Annotated in this window: 11 protein-coding genes; 9 read left to right on the forward strand and 2 right to left on the reverse strand. The window is 67.0% G+C overall.

All coding sequences use genetic code 11. The annotated features are described in order from the left end of the window. Positions 1-22: 22 nt before the first annotated feature. The 9 genes from H8R02_RS02345 to H8R02_RS02385 all read left to right on the forward strand — a co-directional run bounded on the left by H8R02_RS02345 (position 23) and on the right by H8R02_RS02385 (position 10,384). Positions 23-1,957: an AMP-dependent synthetase/ligase gene (locus tag H8R02_RS02345; protein ID WP_187079731.1), complete on the forward strand. Its 1,935-nt coding sequence runs from the start codon at positions 23-25 to the stop codon at positions 1,955-1,957. 5 nt (positions 1,958-1,962) lie between these two features. After that, positions 1,963-2,802 carry an ABC transporter ATP-binding protein gene (locus H8R02_RS02350; RefSeq protein ID WP_255429183.1) on the forward strand — a complete coding sequence of 280 codons (840 nt, stop codon included), beginning with the start codon at positions 1,963-1,965 and terminating at the stop codon, positions 2,800-2,802. Between the two features lie 2 nt (positions 2,803-2,804). Then, complete coding sequence (locus tag H8R02_RS02355; RefSeq protein WP_187079732.1) at positions 2,805-3,734, forward strand: branched-chain amino acid ABC transporter permease; 930 nt, start codon at positions 2,805-2,807, stop codon at positions 3,732-3,734. Between the two features lie 2 nt (positions 3,735-3,736). Continuing rightward, positions 3,737-4,810, forward strand: coding sequence for a branched-chain amino acid ABC transporter permease (locus H8R02_RS02360; protein ID WP_187079733.1), 1,074 nt, complete (start codon positions 3,737-3,739; stop codon positions 4,808-4,810). Positions 4,811-4,838: 28 nt separating this feature from the next. Next, positions 4,839-6,158 (forward strand): ABC transporter substrate-binding protein, encoded by a 1,320-nt coding sequence (locus H8R02_RS02365; RefSeq protein WP_187079734.1) that lies wholly within the window; start codon positions 4,839-4,841, stop codon positions 6,156-6,158. Positions 6,159-6,174: 16 nt separating this feature from the next. After that, the gene (locus tag H8R02_RS02370; protein ID WP_187079735.1) at positions 6,175-6,978 is read left to right on the forward strand and encodes an ABC transporter ATP-binding protein; all 804 of its coding nucleotides are present in this window, start codon (positions 6,175-6,177) and stop codon (positions 6,976-6,978) included. Between the two features lie 12 nt (positions 6,979-6,990). Further along, positions 6,991-8,238, forward strand: a complete 1,248-nt coding sequence (locus H8R02_RS02375) for a phenylacetate--CoA ligase family protein (RefSeq protein WP_187079736.1) — start codon at positions 6,991-6,993, stop codon at positions 8,236-8,238. A gap of 111 nt (positions 8,239-8,349) precedes the next feature. Continuing rightward, complete coding sequence (locus tag H8R02_RS02380; RefSeq protein WP_187079737.1) at positions 8,350-9,339, forward strand: tripartite tricarboxylate transporter substrate-binding protein; 990 nt, start codon at positions 8,350-8,352, stop codon at positions 9,337-9,339. A 58-nt stretch (positions 9,340-9,397) separates the two neighbouring features. After that, the gene (locus H8R02_RS02385) at positions 9,398-10,384 is read left to right on the forward strand and encodes a Bug family tripartite tricarboxylate transporter substrate binding protein (RefSeq protein WP_187079738.1); all 987 of its coding nucleotides are present in this window, start codon (positions 9,398-9,400) and stop codon (positions 10,382-10,384) included. Here H8R02_RS02385 and H8R02_RS02390 read toward each other — a convergent pair. Next, positions 10,381-10,704 (reverse strand): DUF1840 domain-containing protein, encoded by a 324-nt coding sequence (locus H8R02_RS02390; protein ID WP_187079739.1) that lies wholly within the window; start codon positions 10,702-10,704, stop codon positions 10,381-10,383. The two genes, H8R02_RS02385 and H8R02_RS02390, sit on opposite strands and share 4 nt — an antisense overlap. After that, complete coding sequence (locus H8R02_RS02395; RefSeq protein ID WP_187079740.1) at positions 10,704-11,969, reverse strand: class I SAM-dependent methyltransferase; 1,266 nt, start codon at positions 11,967-11,969, stop codon at positions 10,704-10,706. The genes H8R02_RS02390 and H8R02_RS02395 overlap by 1 nt, the downstream gene beginning before the upstream one ends. Positions 11,970-11,986: the final 17 nt, after the last annotated feature.

Raw genomic sequence — 11,986 nt, forward strand, 5'->3', positions numbered from 1 at the left:
GGGGGTCCTACATTGCGGCCCCATGGACACCACCTTTCCCCGTTTGCTGCTGCACCACGCGCAGCAAAGGCCCGCGAGTGCGGCGATGCGCGAGAAGGAATACGGCATCTGGCAGACGCTCACGTGGCAGGGGCTCGCGCAGCTGGTGGAGCACATCGCGTGCGGCCTGCACCAGGCCGGCCTCACGCGCGGCGAGCACATGGTGGTGGTGGGCGCGAACCGCCCGCGCCTGTACGCGACGATGCTCGCCGCGCAGGCGCTCGGCGCGATCCCGATCCCGCTGTACCAGGACGCCGTGGCGGCCGAATGCGTGTTCCCGATCAACAACGCGGACGTGCGCTACGCGTTCGCGGAGGACCAGGAGCAGGTCGACAAGCTGATGGAGATCCGCGAGCAGTGCCCGCAGCTCTCGCACATCTACTACGACGACCCGCGCGGCCTGCGCAACTACACCGAGGAAGGCCTCGCCGCGCTCGATGAACTCATCGCCGCCGGCAAGGTGTTCGCCGGCGACCACCGCGACTTCTTCAAGGTGGAAGTGGACAAGGCGCAGGCCGACGACGTGGCCGCGATGTTCTTCACCTCCGGGACCACCGGCAACCCGAAGGGCGTGGTGCACACGCACCGCAGCCTGCTCGATCGCGCGAAGGCCGGCGCGGACTTCGACAAGCTCACCTGCGACGAGGAAGTGCTGGCGTACCTGCCCCCCGCGTGGATCGGCCAGAACATCTTCAGCTACGCGCAGTGGCTTGCGTGCGGCTACGTGGTCAACTGCCCCGAGTCGTCGGCCACGGTGATGATCGACCTCAAGGAGATCGGCCCCACCTACTACTTCGCGCCGCCGCGCGTGTTCGAGGGCCTGCTCACCAGCGTGATGATCCGCATGGAGGACGCGAGCGCCGTCAAGCGCAGGATGTTCAACGCGCTGATGGACGTCGCTCGCCGCGTCGGCCCTGCGCTGCGTGACGGCAAACCCGTGGGCTTCGCCGACCGCGTGTTGTACGGCATCGGCAACCTGCTGGTCTACGGCCCGCTGCGCAACAACCTCGGCATGTCCCGCGTGCGCGTGGCGTACACCGCCGGCGAGGCGATCGGGCCGGACCTCTTCAGCTTCTACCGCGCCATCGGCGTCAACCTCAAGCAGCTTTACGGCTCCACCGAGACCGCGGTGTTCGTCTGCCTGCAGCCGGACGACCAGGTGAAGGCCGACACGGTGGGCGTCCCCATCCAGGGCGTGGAGATCAAGGTGCAGGACAACGGCGAGATCCTCGTGCGCTCGCCGGGCCTGCTCAAGGAGTACTACAAGAACGAAGCCGCGACCCGCGAGGTGAAGACCGCCGAAGGCTGGTACCACACGGGCGACGCAGGCTTCCTGGACGCTCAGGGGCACTTGAAGATCATCGACCGCGCCAAGGACGTCGGCCGCCTGGCCGACGGCTCGATGTTCGCGCCGAAGTACATCGAGAACAAGCTCAAGTTCTTCCCGCACATCAAGGAAGCGGTGGCCATGGGCGACCGGCGCGACAAGGTCACGGTGATGGTCAACATCGACTTCGAGGCCGTGGGCAACTGGGCCGAGAAGCGCAACCTGCCCTATGCCGGCTACACGGACCTGGCGCAGAAACCCGAGGTGTACCAGTTGATCAAGGAGTGCGTCGAGAAGGTCAATGCCGACCTTGCCGCCGACGAGAAGCTCGCCGGCAGCCAGATCCACCGCTTCCTGATCCTGCACAAGGAGCTGGACGCCGACGACGGCGAGCTCACGCGGACCAACAAGGTGCGCCGCGGCTACATCGCGGACAAGTACGGTGTGCTGGTCGATGCCCTTTACGCCGGCAAGGCCGAGCAATACATTGAGACCCAGGTGAAGTTCGAAGACGGGCGCACCGGCAGCGTGAGCGCGACGCTGAAGATCACGGACGCCCGAACCTTCGCGCCGGTGAGGGCCGCGGCATGAAGACCATGAGAGACCCCGGCGGTATCCACGCAGCCCCCTCGCCTGCCCAGCCGCCAGCCGGCACGGGCCGCAAGGTCGGCGACGTCATCCTCGACGTCAAGAACATCTCGCTCGCCTTCGGCGGCGTGAAGGCTCTCACCGACATCTCGTTCGACGTACGAGAGCACGAGATCCGCGCCATCATCGGCCCCAACGGCGCCGGCAAGAGCTCGATGCTCAACTGCATCAACGGCGTGTACCAGCCGCAGCAGGGCACCATCACCTTCCGCGGCAAGACCTTCGCGCACATGAAGAGCCGGCAGGTCGCCGAGATGGGCATCGCGCGCACGTTCCAGAACCTGGCGCTCTTCAAGGGCATGAGCGTGCTGGACAACATCATGACCGGCCGCAACCTGCGCATCAGGAGCAACATCTTCCTGCAGGCGCTGCGCATCGGCCCGGCCGAGAAGGAGGAGATCCAGCACCGCGAATACGTGGAGCGGATCATCGACTTCCTGGAGATCCAGGCCTACCGCAAGACGCCCGTGGGCCAGCTGCCCTACGGCTTGCAGAAGCGCGTGGACCTGGCGCGCGCGCTCGCGATGGAGCCGCAGGTGCTGCTGCTCGACGAGCCCATGGCCGGCATGAACCTCGAAGAGAAGCAGGACATGTGCCGATTCGTCCTCGACGTGAACGACGAGTTCGGCACGACGGTGGTCCTCATCGAGCACGACATGGGCGTGGTGATGGACATCAGCGACCGCGTGGTGGTGCTGGACTACGGCAAGAAGATCGGTGACGGCTCGCCCGAAGAGGTGCGCGCCAACCCCGAAGTCATCAACGCATACCTGGGCACGCAGCACTGACCATGGGCTTCTTCCTCGAAACACTGCTGGGCGGCCTGATGACGGGCATGCTCTACGCGCTGGTGGCGCTGGGCTTCGTGCTGATCTTCAAGGCCAGCGGCGTCTTCAACTTCGCGCAGGGCGCGATGGTGCTGTTCGCGGCGCTGGCCATGGCGCGCTTTGCCGAGTGGCTGCCCAAGTGGCTGGGCTTTTCCAGCCCGGTGCTGGCCAACGTGCTGGCCTTCATCCTCGCGGGCGTGGTGATGTTCGCGGTGGCGTGGGTGGTCGAGCGGCTGGTGCTGCGCCACCTGGTCAACCAGGAGGGCGCGACGCTGCTGATGGCCACGCTGGGCATCACCTACCTGCTCGACGGCATCGGCCAGACGCTCTTCGGCAGCGACATCTACAAGATCGACGTGGGCATGCCCAAGGACCCGCTCATCGCCTTCGAGAGCACCTTCCAGGGCGGCATCCTGATCAACAAGGAGGACGTCATCGCCGCGGGCATCGCCGCGGTGCTGGTGATCGCGCTCAGCCTGTTCTTCCAGAAGACCGGCACCGGCCGCGCGCTGCGCGCCGTGGCGGACGACCACCAGGCCGCGCAATCGATCGGCATCCCGCTCAACCGGATCTGGGTGATCGTGTGGTGCGTGGCCGGCGTCGTGGCGCTGGTGGCCGGGATGATCTGGGGCAGCAAGCTCGGCGTGCAGTTCTCGCTGGCCACCGTGGCGCTGCGCGCGCTGCCGGTGGTGATCCTCGGCGGCCTCACCTCGGTGCCCGGCGCGATCATCGGCGGGCTGATCATCGGCGTGGGCGAGAAGCTCTCCGAGGTGTACATCGGGCCGCTGGTGGGCGGCGGCATCGAAATCTGGTTCGCCTACGTGCTGGCGCTGGGCTTCCTCCTCGTGCGGCCGCAAGGGCTGTTCGGCGAAAAAATCATCGACCGGGTCTGAACATGATCTACAGGGAAAACGGCCAGTTCAAGACCACCTACCGCGCGGACCAGCAGATCTTCCCGATCGCGCAGGACCGTGTCGCGATCGCGCTCATGCTCGTCGTCGCCTTCGTGGTGGTGCCGGGGCTGGCCAGCGACTACATGTTCCGCGCGATCCTGATCCCCTTCCTGATCATGTCGCTGGCGGCGCTCGGGGTGAACATCCTCGTGGGCTACTGCGGCCAGATCTCGCTGGGCTCCGGCGCGTTCATGGCGGTCGGCGCCTACGGCGCGTACAACATCTTCATGCGCACCGGCATGCCCGTGGTGCCGTCGCTGCTGCTGGGCGGGCTGTGCGCCACGGTCTTCGGCATCCTGTTCGGCCTGCCCAGCCTGCGCGTCAAGGGCCTGTACCTGGCGGTCGCCACGCTCGCCGCGCAGTTCTTCGCGGACTGGATGTTCCTGCGCATCAAGTGGTTCACCATGGACACGCCCTCGGGCTCCGTCGCCGTGTCGAACCTGCAGGTGCTCGGCTGGCCCATCGAGAGCGCGGTGAGCAAGTACCTCTTCTGCCTGGCCTTCGTCGTGGTGATGGCGCTGCTCGCCAAGAACCTCGTGCGCAGCGCGATCGGGCGCGAGTGGATGGCCATCCGCGACATGGACGTGGCCGCCGCGGTCATCGGCATCCGGCCGATGTACGCCAAGCTCTCCGCGTTCGCGGTGAGCTCCTTCATCGTCGGCGTGGCCGGCGGCCTGTGGGCCTTCGTCTACCTCGGCGCGTGGGAGCCCGCGGCTTTCTCGGTGGACATGTCGTTCCGCCTGCTGTTCATGGTGATCATCGGCGGCATGGGCTCGATCATGGGCAGTTTCTTCGGCGCCTTCTTCATCGTCATCCTTCCCATCTTCCTGAACCAGGCACTGCCGGCGGTGGGCTCCCTCGTCGGCGTGACGATTTCCACCGCGGGTATCTCCCATACCGAGTTCATCGTCTTCGGCGCTTTGATCGTGTGGTTCCTGATCGTGGAGCCGCATGGGTTGGCCCGCCTGTGGGCCGTGGGCAAGCAGAAGCTGCGCCTGTGGCCCTTCCCTCATTGACGACAGCATTTTCAACAAGGAGACAGACATGAAGTTGCGCTACGCACTCCTCGCCGCATCCCTGGCCGCCGCGGTGGCGGGCACCGCCTTCGCCCAGGCCAAGGAGCAGTTCATCCCGGTGCTTTCGTACCGCACGGGCCCGTTCGCGCCCAACGGCACCCCGTGGGCCAACGGCTACGTCGACTACCTCAAACTCGTCAACGCGCGCGGTGGCATCAACGGCGTGAAGCTCAGTTTCGAGGAATGCGAGACCGGCTACGACACCGCGCGCAGCGTCGAGTGCTACGAGCGCCTGAAGGGCAAGAACGGCGGCGCATCGCTCGTGCAGCCGCTGTCCACCGGCGCGACCTACGCGATCACCGAAAAGGCGCCCGGCGACAAGATCCCGCTGGTGACCATCGGCTACGGCCGCAGCGAAGCCGCCGACGGCACGATCTTCAAGTGGAACTTCCCGATCGCCGGCACGTACTGGGTCGCGGCCGACGCGATCCTGCAGGCCATCGTCAAGAAGGAAGGCGGCTGGGACAAGCTCAAGGGCAAGAAGATCGCGCTCGTCTACCACGACAGCCCCTACGGCAAGGAGCCGATCCCGCTGCTGCAGGAGCGCGAGAAGATGCACGGCTACCAGCTGTCGCTGCTGCCGGTCGCTTCGCCCGGCGTGGAGCAGAAGTCCACCTGGCTGCAGATCCGCCAGAGCCGCCCCGACTACGTGCTGCTGTGGGGCTGGGGCGTGATGAACTCCACCGCGCTGAAGGAGGCGGTCGCCACGGGCTACCCGCGCGAGAAGATGTACGGCGTGTGGTGGTCGGGCGCCGAGCCGGACGTGAAGGACGTCGGCGACGGCGCCAAGGGCTACAACGCGGTGACCATGCAGCACGGCGCCGAGCCGCAGTCCAAGGTGGTGAAGGACATCCTCGCGATGGTGCACGGCAAGGGCCAGGGCACCGGCCCGAAGGAAGAAGTGGGGCAGGTGCTCTACATGCGCGGCGCGATGAGCGCGATGCTGGGTGTCGAAGGCATCCGCGCGGCGCAGGAGCGATTCGGCAAGGGCAAGGTCATGACCGGCGAGCAGGTGCGCTGGGGCCTGGAGAACCTGAACCTCACGCAGGCCAAGCTCGATGCGCTGGGCTTCGCAGGCGTGATGCGCCCGATCAGCACGTCGTGCGTCGACCACATGGGCGCCGCCTGGGCCCGCATCCACACCTGGGACGGCTCCAAGTGGAACTTCACCTCGGACTGGCTGCAGGCCGACGAGCAGGTGATCAAGCCGCTGGTCAAGACCACGGCCGGCAAGTACGCGGCGGAAAAGAAGCTGTCGCCGCGCACCCCGGCCGACTGCCAGTCCTGAAGCAGGAAGAGAGCGCATGAAAGACATCGTCCTCAACGTCAACGGCATCGAGGTCATCTACAACCACGTGATCCTCGTGCTCAAGGGGGTCTCGCTGCAGGTGCCGGACGGCCGCATCGTCGCGCTGCTGGGCGGCAACGGCGCCGGCAAGACCACGACGTTGCGGGCGGTGTCCAACCTGCTCAAGGGCGAGCGCGGCGAGGTGACCAAGGGGTCCATCGAGCTGCGCGGCGAGCGCATCGAGAACCTCACGCCGGCCGACCTCGTGCAGCGCGGCGTGGTGCAGGTGATGGAAGGGCGCCACTGCTTTGCCCACCTCACCATCGAGGAAAACCTGCTGACCGGCGCGTACACGCGCAGCAGCAAGCAGGAAGTGGCCGCGAACCTGGAGAAGGTCTACAACTACTTCCCGCGCCTGAAGACGCGCCGCACGTCGCAGGCGGCGTACACGTCCGGCGGCGAACAGCAGATGTGCGCGATCGGCCGCGCGCTGATGGCCAACCCCAACCTCGTGCTGCTCGACGAGCCCTCGATGGGGCTGGCGCCGCAGATCGTGGAGGAGGTGTTCGAGATCGTGAAGGACCTGAACCAGAAGGAGAAGGTGACCTTCCTGCTCGCGGAGCAGAACACCAACATGGCGCTGAAGTACGCCGACTACGGCTACATCATGGAGAGCGGCCGCATCGTGATGGACGGCCCCGCGGCCGAACTCGCGACCAACGAGGACGTCAAGGAGTTCTACCTCGGCGTCGGCGGCGGCGAGCGCAAGAGCTTCCGCGACGTGAAGAGCTACAAGCGCCGCAAGCGCTGGCTGGCCTGAAGCAGTATCGACATGAGCGAATATTTCGACGACCTCGAAACCCGCAGCCCGCAGCAGCGCGAGGCGCAATTGCTCGCCGCGCTGCCAAGGCAGGTGGCGCACGCGCAGAAGAACAGCGCGGCGATGCGCAGGATCCTCGAAGGCGTGGACGCCGCCCGCGTCACGTCGCGCGAGGCGCTGGCGAAGCTGCCCGTGCTGCGCAAGCACGAACTGCTGGAGATGCAGAAGGCGGCGCGTGCGACCGACCCCTTCGGTGGTTTCTCGACACTCGTTCGCGGCCCGCAGATGCCGCGCATCTATGCCTCGCCCGGCCCCATCTACGAACCCGAGGGCGCCACGCGCGACTACTGGCGCTGCGCCCGAGCGCTCTACGCGGCGGGCTTCCGCAGCGGCGACCTGGTGCACAACTCGTTCAGCTACCACATGACGCCCGGCGCCTACATCATGGAGTCGGGCGCGCACGCGATCGGCTGCACCGTGTTCCCGGCCGGGGTGGGCCAGACCGAGCAGCAGTTGCAGGCCGTGGCCGAGCTCAAGCCCAACGCGTACACCGGCACGCCCAGCTTCCTGCGCATCCTGGTGGAGAAGGCCGAGGAGACCAAGGCCGATATCGAGAGCCTGAAAAAGGCCATGGTCGGCGGCGAGGCATTGCCGCCCAGCCTGCGCGACTGGTTCGGCGAGCGCGGCATCGCGGTGGCGCAGTGCTACGCGACGGCCGATCTCGGCATGATCGCGTACGAAACCAGCGCTCGCCAGGGCATGGTGGTGGAGGAGAACGTCATCCTCGAGATCGTGCGGCCCGGCACCGGCGACCCGGTGGCCGAGGGCGAAGTGGGCGAAGTCGTTGTGACCTCGCTCAACCCCGCCTACCCGCTGGTGCGCTTCGGCACCGGCGACCTGTCGGCCGTGCTCGCGGGTGCGTGCCCGACCGGCCGAACCAACATGCGCATCAAGGGCTGGATGGGGCGCGCCGACCAGACCACGAAGATCCGCGGGATGTTCGTGCACCCCGCGCAGGTGGCCGACATCGCCCGCCGCTTCCCGGAGATCGTGAAGGCGCGGCTCGTCGTCAGCGGCGAGATGGCCAACGACGTGATGACGCTGAAGGTGGAAGCCTCATCCATACCGCACGGGCTGGATGCTCGCATCGGCGAGGCGATCCGCGACGTGACCAAGCTCAGGGGTGACGTGGAGCTGGTCACGCCGGGCAGCCTGCCGAACGACGGCAAGGTCATCGAGGACGCGCGCAGCTACAAATAGCCCGCGCCAGCCGTTGAGCTGGGTCAAACCCGGCCCCGTCGCTACGTAATTCCCGCGATTTGCAGGGGAGCAGACGTTTTTATCATTGCGAGTCGTCCCAAGGAGCCTCCAATGAAAACCCTGCTCAAGTCCATCGTCTCCGCCGCCGTCGTGGCTGCCGCCTTCGGCGCGCAGGCCGCCGACTTCCCGGCCAAGGACAAGGTCATCACCATCATCGTGCCGTTCGCGGCCGGCGGCCCCACGGACCGTGTCGCGCGCGACCTGGCCGAAGCCATGCGCAAGCCCCTGGGCGGCGTGAGCGTCGTGGTCGACAACGCGGCGGGCGCGGGCGGCTCCATCGGCGCGAACAAGGTCGCCAAGGCCAACGCGGACGGCTACACGCTCCTCGTGCACCACATCGGCATGGGCACCATGCCCACCCTCGTGCGCAACATCCCCTTCAAGGTGGAGAGCGACTTCGAGTACCTGGGCATGATCAACGACGTGCCCATGACGCTGATCGGCCGCCCCACGCTGCCGGCCAACAACTTCAAGGAACTGCAGGGCTGGATCGCGCAGAACAAGGGCAAGATCAACCTGGGCAACGCGGGCGTGGGCTCGGCCTCGCACCTGTGCGGCCTGCTGTTCCAGAACGCGGTCAAGACCGACATGACCCCCGTGCCTTACAAGGGCACCGGCCCGGCCATGACGGACCTGATCGGCGGCCAGATCGACATCATGTGCGACCAGACCACCAACACGACGTCGCAGATCGAGGCCAAGAAGGTCAAGGCCTACGCGGTCACCACGCCCAAGCGCCTGACCACCCCGGCGCTGAAGGACCTGCCCACACTGCAGGAAAGCGGCCTGAAGGGCTTCGAAGTGACGATCTGGCACGGCCTGTACGCGCCCAAGGGCACGCCGGCCGACGTGCAGAAGAAGCTGAACGACGCGCTCAAGGCGGCCCTGAAGGACCCCGACTTCATCAAGAAGCAGGAAGGCCTGGGCGCCGTGGTCGTGGCCGACAAGCGCAGCGACCCCGCCGAGCACAAGAAGTTCGTCGCGGCCGAAATCGCCAAGTGGAGCCCGATCATCAAGGCTGCGGGCGTGTACGCCGACTGAGCCTCGGGTGTTCCCGCAAAGGCCGCCTCAGGGCGGCCTTTTTGTTTATGCTCGCCGCATGACCACCCGCCGCACCGTACTCTCCGCCCTTGCAGGCGCCGCCCTCGCGCCGCATGTGTTCGCGCAAGCTGCCTGGCCGACCCGCCCCGTGCGCATCGTCGTGCCCTTCCCGGCGGGTGGGACCACCGACATCCTCGCGCGCGCCATTGCGCCGGAACTTGGCAAGGCCTTCGGGCAGAACTTCATCGTGGAGAACCGCGGCGGCGCGGGCGGCAACGTCGGCTCCGAAGTCGTGGCGAAGTCGCCCGCCGACGGGTACACGCTGCTCATGGGCACGGTGGGCACGCACGGCATCAACCGCGCGCTCTACGACAAGCTGCCGTACGACCCGATCAAGGACTTCGTGCCGATCACGATGGTGGCGGGGGTGCCGAACGTGATGGAGATGCAGACCGAGAAGGCCAGGGCGCTGGGCATCAACAACGTGAAGGACTTCATCAAGTACGCGAAGTCGCACCCCGGCAAGCTGAACATGGCCTCGAGCGGCAGCGGCACCTCGATCCACCTCGCGGGCGAGCTCTTCAAGAGCATGGCCGGCGTGTTCATGGTGCACGTGCCGTATCGCGGCTCCGCGCCCGCGCTGATGGACATGGTGGGCGGCCAGGCCGACGTGATGTTCGACAACCTGCCCTCGTCGCTGCCGCACATCAGGGCCGGCAAGCTCAAGGCCTTTGCGGTGACGAGCCGCGAGCGCTCGGTCGCGCTGCCCGACGTGCCGACGATCGAGGAGGCGGCGGGGTTGAAGGGCTTCGACGCGACGTCATGGTTCGGCCTCCTCGCGCCCGCCGGCACACCGGCCGACATCGTCAACCGCATCCAGCAGGAAGTGGCGAAGGCGCTGCAGACGGCGGCTGTGAAGGAGAAGCTCGTTGCGCAGGGTGCGATCCCGAGCGGAAACACGCCTGCGCAGTTCGCCGCGCATATCGACGCGGAGCACAAGAAGTGGGCGCAGGTGGTGAAGGTGTCGGGGGCGAAAGCCGACTAGACGCCCCAGACGATATCCGCGCCGGCCTTCTCGCAGCGCTTGAGCATGTCGATGAAGGGCACGGCGCGCTGGCGCAGCGACACCGAATCGAACTTCGGCGGCACCTCGCCCTTCGCCTTCGCTTCGTCGATGACGCGCTTGTGCTCGGCCTCTTCCTCGACGATCGCCTGTTCCAGCTTCGCGATGGCGCCGGGTATCTCGGCGGCCTGGATGATGCCCTTGGGGCCGGGGTCCTTGCCGATGATCTCGAGCACGCGCCGGCCGTTGGGCTCGAGCATGATCAGGTCGCCGGCCGCTTTCGATTTGAATTTGTAGAGCATCAGCGGTAGATGTAGTCGCGCGTGAAAGGATACGCCGATTGCGCGCCCCGCAGTTTCCCGCTCGACATCTCGCCGTCCGGCCGCGTGGCGAGCACCTGGTGCAGCGACACCCACCCCTGCTCGAAGGTGACCGCGCACCCCGCGAGGTAGAGCCGGTAGGCGCGCAGGATCTTCTCGCCGCGCTCCTCGCCCAGTTGCTGCACCAGGATACCGCGCGCTTCATCGAGGCGCGCCTCCAGCGCATCGGACCACGCCCACAACGTGCGCGCGTAGTGCGGGCGCAGGTTCTCGGTGTCCACCATTTCCAGCCCCTCCGCCGCCATCTCGCGCAGCACGTGGTGCACGTGCAGCAGCTCGCCGCCGGGGAAGATGTACTTGTCGATGAAGTCGCCCATCCCGCATCCCAGCGAGCCGGGCTCGAGCCGGCCGGATGTGATGCCGTGGTTCATCACCAGCCCGCCGGGTTTGAGCAGGCGGCGGATCTTGCCGAAATAGGCCGGTATGTTGGCGGCGCCCACGTGCTCGAACATGCCGACGGAAGCGATCTTGTCGTAGCCCTGCGCCTCGCCCAGCTCGCGATAGTCGCACAGCTGGATGCGCACGCGCCCGGCGAGCCCCTTGCGGTCGATGAGCTCCTGCACGTACGCATGCTGGTTCTTCGACAGCGTGATGCCGGTGGCATCCACACCGTAGTTCTCCGCGGCCCACAGCAGCAGGCCGCCCCAGCCCGCGCCGATGTCGAGGAAGCGATCGCCGCCGCGCAGCATCAGCTTGCGGCAGATGTGGTCGAGCTTCGCTTCCTGCGCGGCGTCCAGCGGCATCGCGGCGTCGCGGAAATACGCGCATGAATACACGCGGCGCGGGTCGAGCCACAGCGCGTAGAAGTCGTCGGAGACGTCGTAGTGGAACTGGACCTGCTCGGCGTCCTTCTGCAGCGTGTGCTGCGCGACCGAAGCGGCGTGCCGCTTGAGCTGGGCCCACCAGCCGCCCTCGGCGGCCACGGGGCTCGTGGGAAGCAGCGAAATCACCGTCGTCATCAGGTCGCGCATGCGGCCATCGAACTCCGCGCGCTTTTCGACGTACGCCTCCGCGACCCGGCCGATCTGGCCCTGCGCGAGCATGGCCAGCGCGGTCCAGTCGGCAAATGAAAGCCGAAGCGGCGCCTTCTCCGGGCCGACGTGGCGGCCGCCGGGCAGGTCGAGGCGCACCGGCACGGGCAGCAGCGCGAGCCGGTCCGAGAGTTTCTTCTCGATCAGCGCTTCCATGCGGGATTCTTGCCACC

This window comes from Ramlibacter albus (assembly GCF_014297445.1).
Taxonomy (GTDB): Bacteria; Pseudomonadota; Gammaproteobacteria; order Burkholderiales; family Burkholderiaceae_C; genus Ramlibacter; species Ramlibacter albus.